This is a genomic window from Klebsiella sp. Lac1 (assembly GCF_009825425.1).
GTDB classification, from domain to species: domain Bacteria; phylum Pseudomonadota; class Gammaproteobacteria; order Enterobacterales; family Enterobacteriaceae; genus Klebsiella; species Klebsiella electrica.
In genome coordinates this window covers 798,976-822,613 of the sequence record NZ_VJZJ01000001.1, presented here as the reverse complement: position 1 = coordinate 822,613, position 23,638 = coordinate 798,976, and the positions used below count along the sequence as shown (strand labels likewise).

Here is a 23,638-nt window from a genome sequence, read left to right as displayed (position 1 = left end):
TCCGGGAATGGTATCGCCTTACGCCAAAGCCTTACTGATTTTCTCGAACAGATCTCCGGAGAGATTCTCCAGACCTTTCAGTTGCTCCAGCGCCGCGCGCATCAGCGCCTGGCGTTTAGCATCGTAGCGTTTCAGGCGAATCAACGGCTCAATCAAGCGGGAGGCCACCTGCGGGTTGCGGCTGTTGAGCTCGGTCAGCATCTCCACCATGAACTGATAGCCGCTGCCATCTTCGGCGTGGAATGCCGCCGGGTTACTGCCGGCAAACGCGCCAATCAGCGAACGTACACGGTTCGGGTTGCTGATACTAAACGAGCGGTGATTCAGCAGGCCGCGTACCGTCTCCAGAACATTGTCCGCCGGGCTGGTGGACTGCAGGATAAACCATTTATCCATCACCAGGCCGTCCTGATGCCATTTGTCGTCATACTCCTGCATCAGGGCATCGCGGCAAGGCAGCTGCGCGGCGACCGCGGCCGACAGGGCGGCCAGCGCATCGGTCATATTGTCAGCCTGATGATACTGGGCGACGACCAGCTTATCCGCCAGCGCAACGTCGCCGAACGCCAGATAGCGCAGACAGGTATTGCGCAGTGAACGCTTGCCGATATCGGCGTGTTCCACGCGATAGCTCGCCAGCTTGTTGGCGTTGTAAACCGCGAGGAACTCGTCCGCCAGCTCTTTCGCCAGCGTGCGGGTCAGCGCTTCACGGACCGCGGCAATGGCGATCGGGTCGATGATGGCAAACAGCTCAGCGATTTCATTGGCGGAAGGCAATGTCAGAATTTCAGCCGCCAGCGCCGGGTCAATCTTCTCATCCAGCAGGATCGCGCGGAATGCGTCGGCCACATGAATCGGCAGCGACAGCGGCTGACCCTGCTGATGGCGGTTGACGTTCAGCCTGATGTAGGTTGCCAGCAGGCTCTGCGCGGCATCCCAGCGGGAGAAGTCGTTGCGCGCGTGGCGCATCAGGAAGGTGAGCTGCTGGTCGCTCCATTTATACTCCAGCTTCACCGGAGCGGAAAATTCGCATAGCAGCGCCGGTACCGGCTGGAAGTAGACGTTGTCGAAGACAAAGGTCTGCTCGGCCTGGGTCACATTCAGCACGTGATGCACCGGATGCCCCCCCTTCTGCAGCGGGATCACCTTACCTTCGTTATCATACAGTTCTATCTCGAACGGAATGTGCAGCGGCTGTTTCTCCGGCTGTTCCGCGGTCGGCGGCGTGCGCTGGCTGATGGTCAACGTGTACTGTTCGGTTTCCGGGTTGTAGTCATCATGGACGCTCACCACCGGCGTGCCGGACTGGCTGTACCAGCGGCGGAAATGCGACAGGTCGACGTTAGAGGCATCTTCCATCGCCTGAACAAAATCGTCGCAGGTGGCGGCGCTGCCGTCGTGGCGTTCGAAGTACAGCTGCATCCCTTTCTGGAAATTGGCTTCGCCCAGCAGCGTATGGAGCATGCGGATCACTTCGGCGCCCTTCTCATACACCGTCAGGGTATAGAAGTTATTCATCTCGATGACGCTATCCGGGCGAATCGGATGGGCCATCGGGCTGGCGTCCTCGGCGAACTGCAGACCGCGCATGGTGCGCACGTTGTTAATCCGGTTCACGGCGCGCGAACCGAGATCGGAGCTGAACTCCTGATCGCGGAACACGGTCAGCCCTTCTTTCAGGCTCAGCTGGAACCAGTCGCGGCAGGTCACGCGGTTGCCGGTCCAGTTATGGAAGTATTCGTGGCCGATGACGCGTTCAATATCGAGATAATCTTTATCGGTGGCGGTATCGGTGCGGGCCAGTACATATTTGGAGTTAAAGACGTTCAGCCCTTTGTTTTCCATCGCCCCCATATTAAAGAAGTCGACGGCGACAATCATATAGATGTCGAGATCGTACTCAAGACCAAAACGGGTTTCGTCCCATTTCATCGAGTTCTTCAGCGAGGTCATCGCCCACGGCGCGCGGTCGAGATTGCCGCGGTCAACGAACAGCTCCAGCGCCACTTCACGCCCGGAACGGGTTTTGAAGGTATCGCGCAATACGTCGAAGTCGCCGGCGACCAGCGCAAACAGATAGCACGGTTTCGGGAACGGGTCCTGCCACTGGATCCAGTGACGACCATTTTCCAGCTCGCCCTGCGCCACACGGTTGCCGTTGGAGAGCAGGAACGGATATTTCGCTTTGTCGGCGATAATTTTAGTGGTGAAGCGGGCCAGCACATCCGGACGATCCAGATACCAGGTAATATGACGGAAGCCTTCCGCCTCGCACTGGGTGCACAGGGCTTCGCCAGACTGATAGAGACCTTCCAGGGCGGTATTCGCCGCCGGGCTGATTTCATTGACGATGGTCAGGGTGAAATGTTCCGGCAATCCGCCGATCGCCAGCTGGTTATTTTCTTCTTTATAGTTGCTCCACGGCTGGCCATCCACCAGCAGGGAGACCAGCGTCAGGTCTTCGCCATCCAGACGCAACGGCACATCGGACGCCGCCGCGTGACGGGAGACTTTGCTCTCAGCCGTAACCACGGTTTTCCCGGCATCCAGGTCAAAGGTCAAATCGATATCGCTAATGAGATAATCCGGCGCACGGTAGTCGTGGCGGTATTTGGCTTGGGGCTGTTGTGTCATAAAAAACCTTTAGCATGTTCCATAAAGTGTCAAACCCAGTCTATTCCTGTTGCGTAGATCGCGCTATGCAGAATCTTCATCTTTTCAACGCTAAACACGAAAATTGCTACATATTGATAACACTAAGAGGCACGAAATGCGCTCGACCCGGTGCAAAGCTTGTGGTGTGATCCCTGTTCAATATATTAAACTAGGCCTCGCAAATGACCGTCAGCGTTGCCATCGGCCGTCACTGCGGGACAGAGTCGGGTAATAAAGGTATACTCCGCCTCCTTTTTTCTGCTTCGGTTTTTGATGGAAACGCTCCAGTGAGAGGACGCTACTGCGCACCATGACACAATTCACTTCTCCTGTACTGCACTCGCTGCTCGATACGGACGCCTACAAGCTGCATATGCAACAGGCTGTCTTCCACCGCTACGGCGATGTACACGTTGCGGCGGAGTTCCGCTGCCGCGGGGACGATCTGCTCGGTATCTATGCCGACGCAATTCGCGAGCAGGTTGAAACCATGCGCGACCTGAAGCTGCAGGACGATGAATATCACTGGTTATCTACCCTGCCGTTCTTTTCCCATGACTATCTCGACTGGCTGCGCGACTTCCGCTACGACCCGGGCCAGGTCACCGTCACCAACGACAATGGCAAGTTGAATATTCGCCTGTCCGGCCCGTGGCGTGAAGTCATCATGTGGGAAGTTCCGCTGCTGGCGGTGATTAGTGAGCTGGTCCATCATTACCGCTCGCCGGAAATCGGCGTCGATTTAGCGCTGGAAACCCTCGAACACAAGCTGGCCGGTTTTGCGCAAATCACCGCCGATCTCGATCTCAGCCGCTTCCGCCTGATGGACTTCGGCACCCGCCGCCGCTTCTCGCGCGAAGTACAGCAGGCCATCGTCAAACGTCTGCAGCAGGAACCGTGGTTTATCGGTACCAGCAACTACGATCTGGCTCGTCGGCTTCATCTGACGCCAATGGGCACCCAGGCGCATGAATGGTTCCAGGCGCATCAGCAAATCAGCCCCAGTTTAGCCAACAGCCAGCGCGCAGCGCTGGCAGCCTGGCTGGAAGAGTATCCTGACCGGCTCGGCATCGCCCTCACCGACTGCATTACTATGGACGCCTTCCTGCGGGATTTCGGCCCGGAATTTGCCAGCCGCTACCAGGGACTGCGCCACGATTCCGGCGACCCGGTAGAATGGGGCGAAAAAGCCATCGCCCATTACCAGAAGCTGGGAATCGACCCCATGAGTAAAGTGCTGGTCTTTTCCGATAACCTCGATCTGGCGAAAGCCGTCGATCTCTATCGCCACTTCTCTTCGCGGGTCAATCTGAGCTTCGGTATTGGCACCCGTTTAACCTGCGATATCCCGCAGGTTAAACCGCTAAACATCGTGATAAAGCTGGTGGAATGTAACGGTAAGCCGGTCGCGAAACTCTCCGACAGTCCGGGGAAAACCATCTGCCACGACAAGGCCTTTGTCCGGGCCCTGCGTAAAGCCTTTGACCTTCCGCCGGTGAAAAAGGCCAGTTAATCACCACATTTATCGCCACAAGGAGCCGTTCTGGCTCCTTGTTGTTTATTTATTTCCGAAAACTCCCCTTGATGGTGCGAAATCTGCTTGTCTGATGGAAGATGACAGGTAACATAGATATCCCCATTATCGGGGGAAACAGATTTTTTTATTGGACTACGAATAGAGAGACTATTATGAGCGTTGTGCCTGTAGCCGACGTACTCCAGGGCCGTGTTGCCGTTGACAGCGAAGTCACCGTGCGCGGATGGGTACGTACCCGCCGAGATTCAAAAGCTGGCTTTTCCTTCCTGGCCGTCTATGACGGTTCCTGCTTTGATCCTGTACAGGCCGTTATTAATAATTCTCTGCCCAATTACAATCAGGAAGTGCTGCGCCTGACCACCGGCTGCTCGGTCGTCATTACGGGTAAAATCGTGGCATCTCAAGGTCAGGGCCAAAGTTTTGAAATCCAGGCCAGTCACGTTGAAGTGACCGGCTGGGTAGAAGATCCGGATACCTATCCGATGGCCGCTAAGCGTCACAGCATCGAGTATCTGCGTGAAGTGGCGCACCTGCGCCCGCGCACTAACCTGATTGGCGCGGTCGCTCGCGTGCGTCATACCCTGGCGCAAGCGCTGCATCGCTTCTTTGACGAGCAGGGCTTCTTCTGGGTTTCCACGCCGCTTATCACCGCTTCTGATACCGAAGGCGCGGGTGAAATGTTCCGCGTCTCCACGCTGGATCTGGAAAACCTGCCGCGTAACGATCAGGGCAAAGTAGATTTTGATAAAGACTTCTTCGGTAAAGAGTCGTTCCTGACCGTATCCGGCCAGCTGAACGGCGAAACCTATGCCTGTGCGCTGTCTAAAATCTACACCTTTGGCCCAACCTTCCGTGCCGAAAACTCCAATACCAGCCGCCACCTTGCGGAGTTCTGGATGCTGGAACCGGAAGTCGCGTTTGCCAACCTGAACGATGTCGCCGGCCTCGCGGAAGCCATGCTGAAATACGTTTTCAAGGCGGTACTGGAAGAACGTGCGGACGATATGAAATTCTTCGCCGAGCGCGTGGATAAAGATGCGATCGATCGCCTTGAGCGTTTCGTGTCTGCCGATTTTGCCCAGGTTGATTATACCGACGCGGTAACCATCCTCGAAAACTGCGGTAAGCAGTTTGAAAACCCGGTTTACTGGGGCGTAGATCTCTCCTCCGAGCACGAACGCTACCTGGCGGAAGAGCACTTCAAAGCGCCGGTGGTGGTGAAAAACTATCCGAAAGACATTAAGGCGTTCTATATGCGCCTTAACGAAGACGGTAAAACCGTCGCCGCAATGGACGTTCTGGCGCCGGGTATCGGTGAAATCATCGGCGGCTCTCAGCGTGAAGAACGCCTGGATGTGCTTGACGCGCGTATGGCGGAAATGGGGCTGAATAAAGAAGACTACTGGTGGTACCGCGACCTGCGTCGTTATGGCACCGTACCGCACTCCGGCTTCGGCCTGGGCTTCGAACGTCTGATCGCCTATGTCACCGGCGTACAAAACGTGCGTGATGTGATCCCGTTCCCGCGTACTCCGCGCAGCGCCACATTCTGATTAATTTTTCTTATCATTGCCAGAGGCCAGCGTAAGCTGGCCTTTTTTTATGTCAGATTTTGTTAACGAACATCAAGAAATTTAAACATCAACCCTTCCGGTTCACATTTATGTTACTCACTATTACGACTTCTTCCCGCACGATAAACCGCACCTTATGTTCATTCACCGACGAACCACCTGATAATTTTGTTCATTTTTTAACCTTCCGCAGCACAAGATGCAAAGACAAATGCTGAGCAAAAAAAAAGCGAAATGCAGGCATAAAATGTACAAATGCGCCTTTATCTAAATTAATCATAATTAATTCATATAGATATATATGGTCTGTTTGTTTTACGAGCAAAGTGGAACGGAATTTTGACTGAGTTCACAAAGTTCCCAAAAATACATATTTAGTTACATACTATTTCTTTTTGTTACTCATATGCGACATTGGTAGCATTTTCCGGCTAGCGAAACGCTGGCGCGGATGGAAAGATGCCTTCAGACACCAAACTATCATCAATAGTTCTGTAAATTTTTATTGACGGAAATTATTGGCGGCGGTGGCGAGTGTTCATATAAAAATATTAATGAGGGTAATAAATAATGATGAAGCGCAATATTCTGGCAGTGGTAATCCCTGCCCTGCTGGTAGCCGGCGCAGCTAACGCTGCAGAAATCTATAACAAAAACGGCAACAAACTGGATTTCTACGGGAAAATGGTTGGTGAGCACGTCTGGACCACCAATGGTAACACCAACAACAGCGACACCACCTATGCACGTATCGGCCTGAAAGGCGAAACCCAGATCAACGATCAGCTGACCGGTTACGGCCAGTGGGAATACAACATGGATGCGTCCAACGTTGAAGGTTCCCAGCCGACCAAAACTCGTCTGGCCTTCGCGGGTCTGAAAGCGGGCGATTACGGTTCATTCGACTACGGCCGTAACTATGGCGCTATCTACGACGTTGAATCCGCAACCGATATGCTGGTTGAGTGGGGCGGTGACGGCTGGACCAACACCGACAACTTCATGACTGGCCGTGCCAACGGCGTGGCAACCTACCGTAACTCTGATTTCTTCGGTCTGGTTGACGGTCTGAGCTTCGCGCTGCAGTACCAGGGTAAAAACGACAGCAGCCGTGCAATCCAGCAACAGAACGGCGACGGCGTCAGCACCTCTGCGACCTATGCATTTGGCAACGGTATCGCGCTGTCTGCAGGTTACTCTGGCTCCAACCGTAGCGTCGCGCAGAAAGCTGACGGCAACGGCAACAAAGCTGAAGCATGGGCAACCTCCGCTAAGTACGATGCAAACAACGTCTACGCCGCAGTCATGTACTCTCAGACCTACAACATGACCCCGGAAAAACAGGCGAACTTCTTCGCTGGCAAAACTCAGAACATCGAAGCCGTGGCTCAGTATCAGTTCGACTTCGGTCTGCGTCCGTCCATCGGCTACGTTCAGACTAAAGGTAAAAACCTGCAGGGTCGTACCGGCTTCGGCGGCGGCGATGCTGACCTGGTTAAATACATCGAAGTGGGTAGCTGGTACTACTTCAACAAGAACATGAACGTCTACGCAGCATACAAATTCAACCTGCTGGACGACAACAGCTATACCAAAGCTGCTAAAGTGGCCACCGATGACCAGGCTGCAGTTGGTATCGTTTACCAGTTCTAATCACTACACCCCTTCGTGATATGCCTAAAAAGCAGGACTTCGGTCCTGCTTTTCTACATTACTAAGATAAAGATCGTAACTTTCGAAAACCTTCTCGCTTTTTGTCGCAAACGGTTGGCAATTTGCAGATCTCCCGTTACCCTGATAGCGAAATTCCCTTCAGTAATCACAATGGAACCTCGTCATGTTTGAGAACATTACTGCCGCCCCTGCCGACCCCATTTTAGGCCTGGCCGATCTGTTTCGTGCCGATGACCGCCCGACTAAAATTAACCTCGGGATTGGTGTTTACAAAGATGAAACGGGTAAAACCCCGGTCCTGACCAGCGTTAAAAAAGCAGAACAGTATCTGCTGGAAAATGAAACCACCAAAAACTATCTGGGTATCGACGGTATTGCGGAATTTGGCCGCTGCACCCAGGAACTGCTGTTCGGTAAAGGAAGCGCAATCGTCAGCGATAAGCGCGCGCGCACTGCCCAGACCCCTGGCGGTACCGGCGCCCTGCGCGTTGCCGCTGACTTCCTGGCGAAGAACACCGCCGTTAAGCGCGTCTGGGTAAGCAACCCGAGCTGGCCGAACCACAAAAGCGTCTTTAATTCCGCAGGCCTCGATGTTCGCGAATATGCCTATTACGATGCGGCCAACCACGCCCTCGACTTCGACGGTATGCTGGCAAGCCTCAATGAAGCGCAGGCGGGCGACGTGGTGCTGTTCCACGGCTGCTGCCATAACCCAACCGGTATCGATCCGACGCTGGAGCAGTGGCAACAGCTGGCGCAACTGTCCGTTGAAAAAGGCTGGCTGCCGCTGTTCGACTTCGCCTACCAGGGCTTTGCCCGCGGTCTGGAAGAAGATGCCGAAGGTCTGCGCGCGTTCGTTGCGCTGCATAAAGAGCTGCTGGTCGCGAGCTCCTACTCGAAGAACTTCGGCCTGTACAACGAGCGCGTGGGTGCCTGCACGCTGGTTGCTGCGGATGCCGAGACCGTTGACCGCGCCTTTACTCAGATGAAGTCGACGATTCGTGCGAACTACTCCAACCCGCCGGCACACGGTGCGTCGGTGGTGGCGACAATTCTCAGCAACGACGCGCTGCGCGCTATCTGGGAACAAGAGCTGACCGATATGCGCCAGCGTATTCAGCGCATGCGTCTGCTGTTCGTCAATACCCTGCAGGAAAAAGGGGCCAGCCGCGACTTCTCTTTCATCATTAAGCAAAACGGGATGTTCTCGTTTAGCGGCCTGACCAAAGAGCAGGTGCTGCGTCTGCGTGAAGAGTTCGGGGTCTACGCCGTGGCCTCCGGGCGTATTAACGTTGCGGGCATGACGCCAGATAACATGGCGCCGCTGTGTGAAGCAATCGTCGCCGTGCTGTAATCTCGCCAGCCGACAAAAAAGGCCGCTTGCGCGGCCTTTTTATCTCCCGTGAAGATTATTACCAGACGGGCATTTCATCCTGCAGGAAAGGGTTGTGCAGCCGCTCATAGCCCAGCGTCGACATCGGCCCGTGACCGGGAATAAACGTCACATCATCACCCAGAGGCAATAATTTACGTTTAATCGCCTCAATCAGCTGACCGTGATCGCCGCGCGGGAAATCGCTGCGCCCAACGCCACCTTTGAAAATCACATCGCCGGAAATCAGCAGCCGGGAAGCCTCGTCAAAAAAGACCACGTGCCCTGGCGTATGCCCAGGACAGTGCAGCACCTGCAGCGCAATATTCCCCACGCTGACGACGTCGCCTTCATTGAGCCAGCGGTCCGGTTGTAAGGGCTGGCAATCCTCCAGCCCAAACATCCGGCTTTGCGCCGGCAGACCTTCCAGCCAGAACTCATCTTCTTTTTCCGGTCCGATAATCGGCACGCCATAGTGTTGCGCCAGTTCCGCCGCCGCACCGACGTGATCGAGATGACCGTGTGTGAGCAAAATCTGCATCAGGCTGACGCCTGCTGCCGTGACTTCCTGTTTGATTCGCTCAGCGTCACCGCCGGGATCGAGCAGCGCGGCAAGCCGGGTTTGTTCGCACCAGATTAAAGAACAGTTCTGAGCGAACGCGGTAACCGGAATAATACGATAGTTCATGATGCTCCTTTCGTTACCAGTGCCTTACCGGACCGGTATCAATATGCACAAAGTTGCTACGTGGGTAGTATCCTACACCACCTGCGCCCATAGATAACGCCGCTTTGCGAACATTGCTTAACGAAATGCCTTCTATGTGGAAATCCATGGCCTGTCCTTTAGTGTGATAGCTATGTTTCGCCACACCGCGGCTTCGGGCGCGAAGCTCTTCATTGGTATCGAGGGAACGATAGCCCGAGATGAGCTGGACAGGTTTATTGGTGCCGAGCAATCCCTGCAGACGATAAAGGTGATCGAACAAACTCGGATCGATGGACTTTATTTTATTCGCGCGGAAATCACGGAAAAAATGGTTAAGTCTTGCTAATTCATCCTGAATATAGCCTCTGCCATCGAAAAACTCCGCCTTGAGTGATTCACCAGTATGCAGGTTATTCAGCGTCAGAATACGCGGTCGGGGGGTCGAGAGGGTGGCAAATGCCGGCGCAGGCAGAATGGCGGCAGCACCGAGCGCAGCCCCACCTAACGCCAGCAATTTGCGGCGATTAGCGTCAAATTTGTCCATGATAATCAGGTCTACAAGTAAATGAATCGAATATATGCACTTCTGGCGCACGAAAGGCACCTTACCGGGCATTATTGCCAACGTCAAGGTAGCCTAACCCCAGTAAATACAGGCCCTGTAGAGGATCAGGGCCTGTTTTCACCAAAAGTTAGGACAACGGGATCCGTTGAACTACTTCATTTACCTGATTAATTGTTCAGCTTTCGCAAGGATTTGTGCGCCAGATCGCGCGGTGAGATCGTAATTGTAAATATCTGTTCGATATTGTGTACGTCCATCATCTCCTACGAAGGCAGTCAAATAATAGAGATTAACCGGGATATTCTGGCGGATATTGACATAGCGGGTATCACCCTGCTTGAGCGCATCGGAAATCCGCGTATCGTTCCAGCCAGCATCCTGCAGCAGCATATTCGCCAGCTCCGAGGCTTTGTTGACCCGCACGCAGCCGGAACTTAAGGCCCGCACGTCTTTCTGGAACAGATTGTGGTTCGGCGTATCGTGCAGATAGATAGCATCGGAGCTGGGCATATTAAACTTATAGCGCCCCAATGAGTTACGCCCGCCAGGCGCCTGCTGAAAACGGAACGGCAGATTGTTTTCGGTGATTGTCGACCAGTCAACCCGATACGGATCGATAGCCTCTTTGCTGTTCCAGCCGCGCATCACCGTGTAACCATGCTGCTCAAGATAGCCAGGGTCATTGCGTACCTTCGGCAGGATATCTTTGCGCGCCAGCGTCGGCGGCACGTTCCACGGCGGGTTAACCACCACGTTGTTTAGCGCGCTGCTCATCATCGGCGTTTTGCGATCCGGCCGCCCCACAATCACTCGCGATGCCAGCACCTGGCTGCCATCCTGGTAATAGACCAACGAAAAGGCCGGAATATTGACCATAATGCCGGTAGACAGTTTTCCCGGCAGCAAACGCAAGCGCTGAATGTTCAACGCCAGTACGCCCGCACGCTGGGCCGCAGAAACATTGAGCCAGTCGCGGGTGGATTGACCAATCACGCCATCGGCGCCCAGCCCCTGCCAGGCCTGGAAGCGCTTAACGCCCTCAACAAGCTGACGATCGTAAACGCCGCGCGCCGCGGTTTTGCTCTTCTTCCCGGCTGACGGACTCACGACATCCCCCGGCAGCGCAATCTTCGAGGAATCATTGAGCATACCGTTGCGCTGTAAAATTTCGCGCAGCGCGCCAACGTCGTTACTCCACTCTCCCGGACGCAGCGACGCGTTGCTGGTCAGCTGCGGCCACGGGCGGGAATCGGCCACCAGCGCCAGCAGCGCCCGGTGCATCGCCTCATATTGCGGATGCTTCGGCGCCAGCCCGGCAATAAACGGCACCAGAGAGCCATTATCCAGCGCCAGCTGCCACTGATTGATCACCGACAGCGGCGGCGTCGCCATCGTGTACGGTTTGGTACCGTACAGCCAGCGATTCCCCTGCACCGGAATGCCGCTGATAAAATGCAGGTAGCCCATCATGGCGTCAGACAGCACGATATCGCGAGCCATGCCGTTCACCGCCGGATCGGTCAGCAGGCTGACCCAGACGGTAAATTGCGGCTGAAAACCGGCGATGGCGACCTCAGCCAGCTGCTGCTGGAAGGCCTGAACCGCCTCGCGGTTCTCCCACATCGGTTTCATCTCTCTGGCCGCATAGAGCGATACCAGCGGATTCATAAACACGGGCTGATAGCCAGCCAGCAACTGCGCCATTATCGCGGCGCGGCTTTTTTCTGCGGCGCCTGCTGCCAGCGGCTGCTCACCGGCCATTTTCGCCACCGTCGCGGACTGCCCCTCGCTCTGGATAAGCGCGGACGACAGTTCTCCTGTCGTCGCGGAACTGTCGGTGGGTACGATCTCAGGCTCTTCGGCCTGGACATTGAACAGCGGAGCAAATGCCAAAGCCAGGCTTAAACTCAGCGCTGACAATTGACGACCATAGCGTTTCTTTAGCAACATCCCTTGCCCCCTGTTGTCACATTGCTGCCCGTAAAAACGGGTTTTACTCTCAGTATATAGAGGCGCAAAAGCTTTTGCCTCCCCAAATGTAAAGAAGTTTAAAGATTATAAAACGTTAACTTAACCGATTCGCTAACAAAAAGGGCGACATCAAGTCGCCCTTTTCTCTATCGATCGATGACCGCTAAGAGGCATCCGCCGTTCCAGGCAGCGTTTCCGGCAACTGGGCGGCAAAACCGCGCAGCCCGACCACATGGACGTGTTCGTGGTTATTAAACACTTTACGCACTAACTTGTAGGTGGTGCCTTTTTCCGGGCTGATGTTTTCCGGCGCCGCGATGATCAGCTGCATCTCCAGACGTTCACAGAGTTCAAACAGCGTGGCGATAGAACGGGCATCGAGACGCGCCGCTTCATCGAGGAACAGCAGACGGCACGGTGACAGGTCTTTGCCGCGCAGGCGACGAGACTCATCTTCCCAGCTCTGCACCACCATCACCAGTATCGACATCCCGGTACCGATAGCTTCCCCGGTAGACAGCGCACCAGATTCTGCGCGCAGCCAGCCGTCGGAGCCGCGGTTCACTTCCACTTCCATCTCCAGATAGTTGCGGTAGTCGAGCAGCTCTTCGCCAATGGTCTGCGGGGTGCGTTGCCCCATATCGATCTGCGGGTTCAGACGCTGGTACAGCTTCGCCAGCGCTTCCGAGAAGCTCAGGCGGTTGCTGTTAAACAGATCCTGATGCTGCTCGTGCTGTTCGGACAGCACATCAAGCAGCGTCGAGTGGGTTTCCCGCACGTTGACATTCAAACGCACGCTGTTGACCTGGCCGAAGGAGACGCTTTGCAGCCCCTGGTTAAGCATCCGGATACGGTTCTGCTCGCGCTGGATCGTTTTGCGAATAATATTGGCCACGCTGCGGGAACTGATAGCCAGCTTCTGCTCACGGTTGGTCAACTCTTCCGTCAGACGGCTCAGTTCGATTTCCATCTGTTCAATCGCTTCTACCGGGTCGTCGGTGCGGATAATATCCTGACGGATACGCTCGCGCAGATGCTGGTAAACGGCGACAAAGAACTGAATTTTACGTTCCGGACGCTTCGGATCCTCGGAGACACGCAGCACATCGCGCAGATGTTCGTTATCCGCTACGGCCAGACGCAGCGCACCGAGCGCTTTATCCGACATCGAACGCAGTTCATCCGCAGAGAGATAGGCCAGCTCGCGGCGATGCAGACGCCGTTCGACGCCGTTATCTTTCACCAGCCGCATGACCGCACACCAGCCCGCCTTGGCGCTCACCACCTGCTCGCGCATTTCGCAGTAGTCGCGCTCAAGCTTACGCAGCCTGCGGGTCAGGTTGTCCATTTCGGCTTCACAGAAGGTCAGCGCTTTTTCCAGCTGATTCCGGCGCGAGCGGTTGTTGCTTAACTGCGTATGCAGCTGATCGCGGCGCGCACGGGCACGCTCTTCCGCACCGCTGTCGGCGCGTACGCCGATATCCTGCAGCTCTTTGTACAGATCGCTCAGCAGCTCTTTTTTGGTATCAAAGGAGCTTTTCAGCGACGCCAGCACCTGATTGTACTGGTTCAGCTGCGCAGAATGGGTACGCATCGCGTCGCGGGCGCGGCTACGTTCAGCCTCCGCCTGCTCCAGACGCTGGCGCAGTTTTTCATTGAGATCGCTGTTGCCGCTGAGCATTTCCGCCGAATCGGAATAGCTGAAGTGGGCACGACGCTGCACCACTTCGCTCAGCGCAAACGCCTGCTGGCGCGCATCGCGCTGCGTTTGCTGGGAGTAAGCGTAATCTTCTTTCAGCTGTTCGAACTGTTCCGGGTCGCTTTGCAGGACTGAAACCATCGGCTCCAGCTTCGCCAGCTGATTGCCATGCTGCTGAATAAAGCGCGCCGCTTCCTGGGCTTCATCCAGCCGTTCCTGAATTTCGTCAACGCGATCGGCCAGCGTATCGTCCGCCAGCAGATTAAGGCGCGGCAACAGGCGGTTGAGGGCGGAAACCCCCTCTTTCGCCTGCTCATACTGCACCCGGTTCTGCTGGTTATCGCTTTCGTGCGTGTTAAGGGCGCGCTCCAGCTCGCCGCGGCGGCTGTTGAGCTTACGGATCTCTTCTTCCGGATCGTCTTCAAACGCGACGGCCAGATGGCTGCCGATAAAGCGGCTGAAGGCCTGGTGCTGGCGCTGCGTTTTCTGCACGTCGAAAGAAAGGGTCGCAAAACGCTCTGATAAACTTTCCCGCTCCGCATGCAGCGTTTCAACGCGGCTTTCGCGCGCGGCGCGGCCAAACAGCGGCAGCGTCGGGAAGCGCGAGTAGCGCCACTGGCGATCGGCCACTTTAACGACCACCGCTTTTTCCAGCTCATCGACGCTGAAGACGCTGTCATCGAAGGATTGCGGATCGCCTTCGATCAGATAGAGATCTTCCGGGCAATCTTCCAGCCCTTCCAGCTGTTCGGCGATCTGCGCCAGATTGGGTACCACGATCGCGTGACGCGACGGGCCATACAGCGCGGAGAAGTACGGGGCGTCCTCAAGGCTGACATCGTCATAAATTTCCGACAGCAGTACGCCGCCAAAACGTTCCGCCAGCGCGTTAAGGCGCGGATCTTCAGACCCACCCGGCTGGCTGAGGCGTTCGATCTCTTCGTCGATGGCGCGTTTACGGGCACCCACTTCGTCACGTTCGACGATGGCTTCACGCTCGCGCTCCAGCAGTTGCTGGAGATATTCGGTGACATCCTGGCTTGATTCAAACTGCTCGCCGCTCTGCTCGCACAGCTGGTTGAGGCTGTTTTGCGCGGCCAGCCAGATTGGCGCCCGACGCAGCAGAGACTGGGTGCGCGACTGCAGCTGTTCCAGCTCCTGGCGCAGGTTCATGCGCTGTTCGCTGGCGGAAGAGACGCTATCGGACAACGACGCAATACGCGCTTCCAGCTCCTGATGCAGGGCTTCCAGATCGTCAATATCGTAGCGTTTGCCCTGACGCTTGCAGAATTCGCTCAGCTGGCGTTCGGCGTCCTGCTGCTCGCGCAGACGCTGTTCCAGCTCAGTCAGACGGCTACGCAGCCCGTGCGCCTGATCGGCAAGGTGACGCTGGTTGACGCCATCGCGCAACAGCTCGCGCGCCACGTCCCAGGCCTCATTACGCGCCAGCGGACCGTTGATGGCCGCCACCAGCTGATATGCCTGCTCAAACTGGCCGTGCGCGGTCTGCGCCACGCTCATTTTTTGTTCCAGCGACAGCATTTTTTCCGTCGCTTCTTGCTCTTTAGCCTGGAATGTTTCCAGCCATTCATCGGCGCTTTCCGGCGTTAAATCCGGCAAATGACACAGCGCCTTCGCCCGCTCCAGCGCCTGCAGCGCCTGGTTGTACTGAATGGCGCGGGTCTGCTGTACGTCCAGTGCCTGCTGATAGTCGGCGAGCTGGCTTTTCAGCTCATCCACTTCCAGTTCAGCGGCCTCGGCGCGGGCCTCGTTCTCTTCCTGTCGATCGGTCGCTTCGGCGACGACTTCATTCTGCTCTTCGAGGCGAATCTGCAGTTCATCGAGATCCGCTTCATAGCGCTCGATTTTTTCCTGCTGGCGCAGCGCGGTTTGTACCAGATTCAGATGATCGCTGGCCGCCTGATAATCGGCTTCCAGATCGCCTTCGGCGCCGTTATGTTCCTGCAGTTCGCGGGCCATATCGACATGCTTATACTGCTCTGCCGCCAGCTGCGCCCGCGAGGTAAAGAGATCGCGACGATACTCCAGCGCTTTATCCAGATGCACGCGACGTTCGTTGGCGTGACGCATATAGTCCGCCGCGACATAGTTCGTCGCTTCGCTGATCAGATGTTTAAACAGGTCGCGATCGGACTGGGTGACGCGAATGGCTTCGAGCGTCATGCGGTTTTCACGCAGCGCGGCTTCCATATCCTGGAACGCTTTACGCACGCCGCTGTTTTCCGGCAGCAGGTAATCGCGCAGCGAGCGGGTGATGGTGTTGGAGATCCCGCCGTACAGCGAGGCTTCAATCAGGCGATAGTATTTACTGCGGTCTGCCGCCGAACGCAGACGACGAGCCACCACGCCCAGATCAAACATCAGCGAGTGATAGTCGGTTATTGAGTTGAACTGCTTAAACTGCACCCCTTCCATCTCTTCAAGCTTGTCTTTCAGCTCGTTGAGGCTCAGCACGCGCGCCTGGCGCTCGTTAAGGGTTTCCGTCAGCAGCTGGGTCGGCTGAATGGACATCGGCAGCCCCTGAATCGCAAACGGCTTGATATCCACTTTACGATCGCGACCGGCAATCTGCTGCAGACGCACGCCCACAACCACCCGCTGGTGATGCGAGTTGACCACATCCAGTACCGAATAACATACCCCGGCCCGCAGCTTACCGTGCAGGCCTTTATCGCGCGAACCGCTGGTGGCGCCCGCTTCTGTGGTGTTACGGAAGTGCAGCAGAGTCAGATCCGGAATCAGTGCCGTGACGAAAGCCGCCATGGTGGTCGATTTCCCGGCGCCGTTGCCCCCGGACAGCGTGGTGACCAGCTCATCCAGATCAAAGGTGCGGGCAAAAAAACCGTTCCAGTTAACCAGCGTCAGCGAGCGAAATTTACCGCGTTCAATCATTACTCTTCCTCCCCGCTATCCGGCTGATTCTCTTCGTTCTCATCATTGAGCTGCAGATGGTTTTCCAGCGCCATCGCTTCACCGTCGCGAATCATACGCAGCTGCGCCTCACGCGGATCGTCGCCGACGCGCACGTCAGCGCCAAAGCGGAAGACCGACTCGGTAATACGGAATTTGCTGCTGTCATGGCCCATAAACCAGACCATGCCCAGGCGGCGCAGACGGTTGAGCGATGCGCGCATTTTCTCCTGCAGCTTCTGGCGGTCGAGATCGGACCCGGTAGAACGGTTGTTCACCAGCTTCAGCAGTTTAGCTTCGTCCGCCAGGGTCAGTAGCTCATCGTAGAGCTCCTGCTGGGTAAAAATCCCTTCGTTGGCCAGACGTTCCGGGCTGAGATAGAGATAGCAAAGAATTTTGCCGACCATCATATCCAGTTCGGAGAGCACCGAGCGCGGAATCAGCGTCGTGGAGCGCGGGCGCAGATAGAAAAACCCTTCCGGCGCGCGAATCAGCTCAACGTTATAACGCGCGTAAAACTCTTCCAGGTAATCCTGGAAATCCATCAAAAATGCGTGATTATCCAGTTCGTCCAGGCCGATATGACGACCTGCTCGCAGGGCGCTGTCCAGCGCCGGAAATAACGGATTGCCCAACGCCAGCGCCAGTTTAACTGGCATCACTTGTTCAATATTTGTCGATGACATGCGCCTGTACCTTGGCTCCGTAATCATTAATCGGCTGCCATTTTGCCGGCAGTCCGGTGAAATCTGCTTGTGCGACGCCCAGGCGTACCGCCTGATCGACGACGATTCGCGCCACATCAAAATGGCGAGCTCGCGGATACTGCGCCAGATATTCGCGCACCACCAGACCGAGATCCAGCGGGACGCCTTTGTCTTTGTAAACCACCAGTTGCGCTTCAATCAGCGCGGCGAGCTGTTCGCGAATTTCGTTAAACTCTTCGTATTCCAGATCCGCCGGGAGCTCCCCGGTAACCTCTTCGTCACGCAGCGCCATCTCTTCATCACGCATATCCAGCAGACGATCGGCGCTGGCGTGAGTCAACGCCCACGGGGCGTCAAAGTAGGTCTGGATCGACTGACGCAGACGCTGGGCGAAGACGCGGTTTTTATCCATATCGATAGCGGTACGGATAAATTTGTGCACGTGGCGATCGTAGCCGATCCACAGGTCAATCGCCTGCTGGCCCCAGCTGACGATACGGTCCAGTTTACTTTGCAGATCGAAGACTAAACGGTCGACAAAATGCAGGTCGTCGCGCGAAATTGTCGCATCCTGAATTCTCAGCAGGTTAGCCTGTAGCTTATCGCCTGCGGCATCCAGGGTATCCTGTAGCTCGCGCAGAGTGCCGGACGTTTCCGACAGCAGCAGCTCGCAGCTGGAGATAGCCGCGCGCCAGTCTTTGTTCAACAGCTGAGCGATATCATCTTTGACCAGCTGCTGCTGCTCATCCATGATGCGCTGCGTCAGATCGATACTGTCGAAAATCTCAGCAACCGAGTATTTCAGCGGCGCAAAGACGTTGCGATGCCAGTGGAACTCATCGCCGCCCTCTTCCGCCGAGTCGGCTGCGCGCTTGAGCTCGCCGGCAACGATCGACAGCTGCATCGACAGACGCAGCGTAGAAAATTCGCGTTGGCGAATATAGTAATCGGTAATACCGATGCCCAACGGCGTCAGGCGATAAATCGCATTGCCTTCCGTGATTTCGCTGGTAAAGCGGTTCAGCAGACGTTGGCGCACCATATCGTTGATCGCATTATTGGCGCGCTGGCTGATGGTTTCGCTGGTCTGCTCAAACGCATCACTGACGTGGCGGAACGCATCCACCAGTTCTCCCTCGGTCATTTCCCCTTCGAGCCGCTCGCCGTTCAGCGTAGCAACCGCCAGCAGAAACGAGAGTCTGTCTACTGGCAGCGAAATAGAAAAATCATTTTTTCTGGCCCAGGCAACCAGTTCGGGGACTGTCTGGGAAAATTCACTCATAGTTTATCCTTGCATCTGCGGCTTAAGCGCTGTGACATGAATGTAGCGACCCAGGCTGATATACGGCTCCTGGCGACAGTAGCGCGTCTCCAGCTCCAGCAGCGCCGCAAAATCGTCGCGCTGTTTGCGTTTTTCACGCAGATAATCATGAAACACCCGCACGCCGGTTTTACCGGTAATGCGCCAGCCCTGCTCTTCCAGCCAGCCATAAACCTGTTGCGGGGAACGCGGATAGTCCGGCGACAGCGTGCGTTTTTTCTTTTTCGGCATGCCGAGTTGTACGTAGTCGAAGTTCCCGACGACCATGTTATGCATCAACAGACCGTTAGCATTGTAGAACATTAACGATAACGCACCGCCGGGTCGTAAAACCGACCACAGCGTTCGCAGCATCTCCTGCGGCTCAGCCACCCACTCCAGCACCGCATGAAACAGTATCAGATCGACCGGGCTTTCCAAATGCTGCGCAATATCCTGTGCGGCGCATTGTACAAAATGCATGTTGTCGATCACACCTTTATCGGCAGCAGCCTGCCGGGCGCGCGCCACCATTTCAGCCGAAAGATCGCATAGCGTCACATGGTGGCCCATTTCCGCGACTTTTACCGCCGTTTGCCCTTCGCCGCCGCCGGCGTCAAGAACCCGGAGTGGTCCGGGCCCCAACTGGTTCAGCAGCGGTTGCAGATCCTGCCACAGAATGGCCTGACGCAGTTCGCCCTTGGTGGTGCCGTAAATATTGCGCGAAAACTTTTCAGCCATGTCATCGAAATTACGATCTTTCACGGACGGATCCACCTGCCAACACAAAGCCGCTATTTTGTCATACCCACGCTGAGAATGAAGCGATCTGTTATAAGATCCGGACATAACTTTGGTTATATGGTTAAAAAAGGAGCCATCTGGCATGCTTTTTACACTGAAAAAGGTTTCAGGCGGCATGATGTTGCCGCTTCCCCTGCTGCTGTTGCTGATGGCGGTCGGCATCGCGCTACTGTGGTTTAGCCGTTTCCAGCGCAGCGGCAAGCTCTGCGTCAGCCTCGGCTGGCTGCTGTTGCTGTTGTTGAGCCTGCAACCGGTCGCCGATAGTTTGCTCAAACCCATTGAAGATAAATACCCGACGTGGCGGGATGCAAAGCGCGTGCAGTACGTCGTCGTACTTGGTGGGGGCTACACCTGGAACCCGGACTGGGCGCCCAGTTCAAATCTTATCAACAACAGCCTGCCGCGGCTGACGGAGGGGATCCGCCTGTGGTATGAAAACCCGGGCGCAAAACTCATCTTTACCGGCGCGGCGGCGAAAACCAATCCCGTCAGCACGGCAGAAGCTGGCGCCAGAGTTGCAGAGAGTCTCGGGATACCGCGCAGCGAAATTATCGTTCTGGATAAACCGAAAGATACCGAAGAGGAAGCCGAAGCGGTGAAACAGACCATCGGCGATGCGCCGTTCCTGCTGGTGACTTCCGCATCGCATTTACCGCGAGCGATGATTTTCTTCCAACATGTCGGGCTAAACCCGCTGCCTGCGCCCGCCAACCAACTGGCGATCGCCTCGCCGCTCAACCCGTGGGAACGGGCGATCCCTTCCCCGGTCTGGCTGATGCACAGCGATCGCGTCGGCTACGAAACGCTGGGGCGCATCTGGCAATGGTTAAAGGGCACCTCAGGCGAGCCAGGGCAGGATTGATTTCGCGGCCAGGTCAAACCGGGCGCGGTCAAAGCGCCCGGTATTGACGAGGCTATCCACCTCATCCCACAGCAGATAGAGCCAGCGTCGCCACAGGAAGGATTCGGCCACCGGCGCGCGGCGCAGATAGTGCCACAGCAACTGCTCCGCCTGCCCGCCGTCCGACAGGCGAAACAGTTCATATTCTCGCGGCGCCCACAGCATCATCCCCGGCCCGACCATCGCCAGCAGCTGATCGCTACGCGCATCTTTCAGCATACTGCGCAGCGTAAAGCTGCCGTGTACCAGCACACAATTATCATTAAAATCTTTCAATAAATCCGGGAGGCACTCGCGGGCGCGGAACAGAATCCGTTTATCCTGCATCGTCAGGCCGGTATCCTGGTACAGATTAAGGGTGCTCCACAGCATCTCAACCCGCTGGCGGTACCAGTACGGCCACAGGTTTTCCTGGGTGCTGTCCACCATGCCGACGCAGCCGCCGCTATCGTGCCGGTGCCACGCCAGAAGAGCCTCCACGATCTGTTCCTGCAGTTGCTCCCAGCGTTCCGGCGTACGGGCCGGCGCTTCCGCAGAGACCCCGCGCAGTCGCTCAATCAACAACACGTCCGGGCCAGGATGCTCTTCATGCGTCAACACCCCGTAGACCACCGGCATGCGCGCGGTACCGCTGCGCGCCAGCGTGGAGATTTTCCACGCCAGCTGGCGGGCAATGCCCGGGGTGGTAAAACTTCTCGCCAGCAGCGGTAGCGGGTTTCCCTGCGCATCATAAAGCGACCACAGCGCCGAGGCGGGTTTCTCGCTGATACACTCCACGCGGCTCAGTTTCTCTCCCAGCAGATGGCTAAGTTCGGTTCGCAGCTGTTCCATTTCTGATTACCCCTGTGAATACTACTGGTTTTAATAATGAGCGCCAGTCGCAGGGATGTCATCAGGCGAGATCAAAAAATTGAGGGAAAAGGTATGGAAAAACAGCTTGAGGATATCCCCTCACGGCGGAGGGGATGAACGAATTAACGCAGCTCCGCGCGCACGCGCTCCAGATCTTCCGGCGTATCAACACCGGTCCCCGGGACAACTTCGGCTACCGCGACATGGATTTTTTCGCCATACCACAGCACCCGCAGCTGCTCCAGCATTTCGATCTGCTCGAGCGGACTCGGCGCCCAGCTGACATAGCGACGGATAAAGCCGGCGCGATAACCGTAAATACCGATATGACGTAGCAGTGAATCGCCAATGGTCTCGCGCGACTGTGCAAAGCGATCGCGATCCCACGGAATGGTGGCGCGGGAGAAGTAGAGCGCATAGCCCTGCGCATCCATCACCACCTTCACGGCGTTCGGATTAAATGCTTCCTGAGCATCGTGAATCGCAACGGCGAGCGTTGCCATGCCGCAGGTATTGGCCGCCAGATTTTCAGCCACCTGGCGGACGATCGCCGGCGGAATCATCGGCTCATCGCCCTGGATATTGACGATGATCGTGTCATCACTGAAGCCGCATTTTTCAACAACTTCGGCCAGACGCTCGGTCCCGGATTGATGGTCCGCACGCGTCATACACACTTCACCGCCGGCAGCTTCTACCGCACGCGCAACATCATCATGATCCGTCGCGACAATAATGCGCTCTGCCCCGGATTCGCGCGCGCGCTCCAGAACATGAACGATCATCGGCTTACCGTTAATATCCTGTAGGGGCTTGCCCGGCAAACGCGTGGAAGCAAAACGGGCAGGAATGATGACCACGAAACTCATGAATGGCTCTCTCCCACGGCTAATGCGCGGGCTTCGGTCTCCAGCAAGACGGGAATGCCTTCACGGAAAGGAAAGGCCAGACTGTCAATTTTGCAAATCAGCTCTTGCTTATCCTGGCTGTAGTAGAGTTTACCGTTGCAGACAGGACAGGCGATGATTTCTAGTAAACGGTGATCCATGATTCCTCCTGATGGACCGAATAGATTCCGCAGCAGCATATCACATGATGGCAAACTCAGGGATCCGTTTGCGGCAAAGGCTGAGCGGGGGTGACGTTGTTCAGACCGGGGAAATCTCCCAGCCCTGCTGACGGTCGGTGAAAAGCCCCGGCGGCAGACGACCGAAGGTTATGCGCTGTACCGACTGCCAGATAGCAAACTCTTCTATCGCCCGACGCAGCCCTCTCTCCAGCCCCAGGGTAACCTTGACCCCCTCTTCCAGCCACAGCGAAAAGACCTCCAGAACCCCGGTTTTCCGATGCACCTTGCTGTCCATTCTGCCCACCAGTCTTCCCTGGTGCAGCAGCGGCAGGACAAAGTAGCCATACTGACGCTTCGGCGCGGGCGTGTAGCACTCGAGGCGATAGCTGAAACTGAATAGTTGCTCAGCGCGCTTACGGTCCCAGACTACCGGGTCAAAAGGCGAAAGCACCGCGCTGTGGCTGGCGGCGAGTTTACCGCCGGGCGCCGCCTCCAGCTGCCCGAGCGCCTCGCGGTGGAGCCACATTTCGCCCAGCTCCTCGACCTGCACCGGGACCACCACGCCCTCCTCCTGCCAGCTCGCCAGCAGCGCCGGTAAAGCGGGCTGGCGGAGCCGATAGTAATCCGCCAGCCACTGAGGGCGAAAAATGCCGAGACTCCGGGCGCTGTTGCGCAGCATTAACGCTTCCGCCTGCGACTGCGTCAGCGCATCGCGCCCGTCGTCCCAGTGCGGCATGACGCGATGCGTCAGATCGTACACCCGCTGAAAGTTGCGCCGCTCCACCACCATCACTTTGCCAGCGGTAAACAAGCCTTCCAGATGGCGCTTGTGCGGCTTCCATTCCCACCAGCCGCTGGCGCCTTTGCGCGGATGTTCAAAGTCGGCCGAACGAACCGGACCATTCTGCGCGATATGCTCCAGCAGCAGCTGAATATCATCAGCGTGTTCAGTCATCCACGCTTTGTGATATTTCCAGCCCATCTTATCGGGCGTCAGCATGCGGTGGCGTACCAGGGCAAAGTCGCTGCGGGGCAGGAAGCAAGCTTCATGGGCCCAGTATTCCATCAGCTCCCCGCTGCGCAGGGCCTCCTCCAGCCAGCTTTGCGGATAGCGGCCAAGCCGGCTAAAAAGCACAAGATAGGGGCTGCGGGCAACGACGTTAATGGTATCGATTTGTAGCAATGACATCTGCTGAATAGTTTGCAGAATATCGCTGGCGCGGGCACGACGCCGGGGCTTCTTCAGCAATCCCTGCGCCGCAAGATGGAGATGGCGGGCTTCTTTAAGCGAAAGTTGTAATACCGACATGCAGGTTCT

The 23,638-nt window shown here is 56.3% G+C and carries 17 protein-coding genes; 5 read left to right on the top strand and 12 right to left on the bottom strand.

The window, feature by feature from the left end; genetic code table 11:
- Positions 1-18: 18 nt before the first annotated feature.
- Positions 19-2,634 (bottom strand): aminopeptidase N, encoded by a 2,616-nt coding sequence (pepN, locus tag FNY10_RS03895; RefSeq protein WP_131048340.1) that lies wholly within the window; start codon positions 2,632-2,634, stop codon positions 19-21.
- 331 nt (positions 2,635-2,965) lie between these two features.
- On the opposite strand from pepN, the gene pncB reads away from it, so the two are divergent.
- The 4 genes from pncB to FNY10_RS03875 all read left to right on the top strand — a co-directional run bounded on the left by pncB (position 2,966) and on the right by FNY10_RS03875 (position 8,794).
- Entirely contained in the window at positions 2,966-4,168 is a 1,203-nt protein-coding gene (gene pncB, locus FNY10_RS03890; protein ID WP_100685601.1) for a nicotinate phosphoribosyltransferase, read from the top strand.
- Positions 4,169-4,344: 176 nt separating this feature from the next.
- Entirely contained in the window at positions 4,345-5,745 is a 1,401-nt protein-coding gene (gene asnS, locus FNY10_RS03885; RefSeq protein ID WP_100685600.1) for an asparagine--tRNA ligase, read from the top strand.
- A 591-nt stretch (positions 5,746-6,336) separates the two neighbouring features.
- Positions 6,337-7,419 carry a porin gene (locus FNY10_RS03880; RefSeq protein ID WP_160703959.1) on the top strand — a complete coding sequence of 361 codons (1,083 nt, stop codon included), beginning with the start codon at positions 6,337-6,339 and terminating at the stop codon, positions 7,417-7,419.
- A gap of 184 nt (positions 7,420-7,603) precedes the next feature.
- Positions 7,604-8,794, top strand: coding sequence for an amino acid aminotransferase (locus FNY10_RS03875; protein WP_131048338.1), 1,191 nt, complete (start codon positions 7,604-7,606; stop codon positions 8,792-8,794).
- Between the two features lie 58 nt (positions 8,795-8,852).
- Here FNY10_RS03875 and FNY10_RS03870 read toward each other — a convergent pair whose 3' ends face one another.
- The 7 genes from FNY10_RS03870 to cmoM all read right to left on the bottom strand — a co-directional run bounded on the left by FNY10_RS03870 (position 8,853) and on the right by cmoM (position 19,459).
- On the bottom strand, positions 8,853-9,500 hold the full coding sequence (locus FNY10_RS03870; RefSeq protein ID WP_160703961.1) for an MBL fold metallo-hydrolase: 648 nt from the start codon (positions 9,498-9,500) through the stop codon (positions 8,853-8,855).
- A 13-nt stretch (positions 9,501-9,513) separates the two neighbouring features.
- Positions 9,514-10,065, bottom strand: coding sequence for a YcbK family protein (locus FNY10_RS03865; RefSeq protein WP_100685494.1), 552 nt, complete (start codon positions 10,063-10,065; stop codon positions 9,514-9,516).
- Between the two features lie 180 nt (positions 10,066-10,245).
- Entirely contained in the window at positions 10,246-12,036 is a 1,791-nt protein-coding gene (gene ldtD, locus FNY10_RS03860) for a L,D-transpeptidase (RefSeq protein ID WP_160703963.1), read from the bottom strand.
- 184 nt (positions 12,037-12,220) lie between these two features.
- Positions 12,221-16,669, bottom strand: a complete 4,449-nt coding sequence (gene mukB, locus FNY10_RS03855) for a chromosome partition protein MukB (RefSeq protein ID WP_160703965.1) — start codon at positions 16,667-16,669, stop codon at positions 12,221-12,223.
- A complete protein-coding gene (gene mukE, locus FNY10_RS03850) occupies positions 16,669-17,373 on the bottom strand; it encodes a chromosome partition protein MukE (RefSeq protein WP_100685488.1) in 705 nt (234 codons plus the stop codon). Before mukE ends, mukB begins: the two co-directional genes overlap by 1 nt.
- The gene (gene mukF / locus FNY10_RS03845; RefSeq protein WP_004860096.1) at positions 17,354-18,676 is read right to left on the bottom strand and encodes a chromosome partition protein MukF; all 1,323 of its coding nucleotides are present in this window, start codon (positions 18,674-18,676) and stop codon (positions 17,354-17,356) included. The genes mukE and mukF overlap by 20 nt, the downstream gene beginning before the upstream one ends.
- Positions 18,677-18,679: 3 nt before the next feature.
- Positions 18,680-19,459, bottom strand: a complete 780-nt coding sequence (gene cmoM, locus FNY10_RS03840) for a tRNA uridine 5-oxyacetic acid(34) methyltransferase CmoM (protein ID WP_100685487.1) — start codon at positions 19,457-19,459, stop codon at positions 18,680-18,682.
- Positions 19,460-19,580: 121 nt separating this feature from the next.
- On the opposite strand from cmoM, the gene elyC reads away from it, so the two are divergent.
- On the top strand, positions 19,581-20,360 hold the full coding sequence (gene elyC, locus FNY10_RS03835; RefSeq protein ID WP_100685486.1) for an envelope biogenesis factor ElyC: 780 nt from the start codon (positions 19,581-19,583) through the stop codon (positions 20,358-20,360).
- Here the strand turns inward: elyC and FNY10_RS03830 are convergent.
- The 4 genes from FNY10_RS03830 to FNY10_RS03815 form a co-directional block, all read right to left on the bottom strand.
- Entirely contained in the window at positions 20,337-21,230 is an 894-nt protein-coding gene (locus FNY10_RS03830) for a YcbJ family phosphotransferase (protein ID WP_100685485.1), read from the bottom strand. The genes elyC and FNY10_RS03830 overlap by 24 nt on opposite strands.
- Before the next feature lie 143 nt (positions 21,231-21,373).
- Complete coding sequence (gene kdsB / locus FNY10_RS03825) at positions 21,374-22,120, bottom strand: 3-deoxy-manno-octulosonate cytidylyltransferase (protein WP_131048333.1); 747 nt, start codon at positions 22,118-22,120, stop codon at positions 21,374-21,376.
- Complete coding sequence (locus FNY10_RS03820) at positions 22,117-22,299, bottom strand: Trm112 family protein (protein ID WP_004860086.1); 183 nt, start codon at positions 22,297-22,299, stop codon at positions 22,117-22,119. The genes kdsB and FNY10_RS03820 overlap by 4 nt, the downstream gene beginning before the upstream one ends.
- Before the next feature lie 100 nt (positions 22,300-22,399).
- Positions 22,400-23,629, bottom strand: coding sequence for a winged helix-turn-helix domain-containing protein (locus FNY10_RS03815; protein ID WP_160703967.1), 1,230 nt, complete (start codon positions 23,627-23,629; stop codon positions 22,400-22,402).
- Positions 23,630-23,638 lie beyond the last annotated feature (9 nt).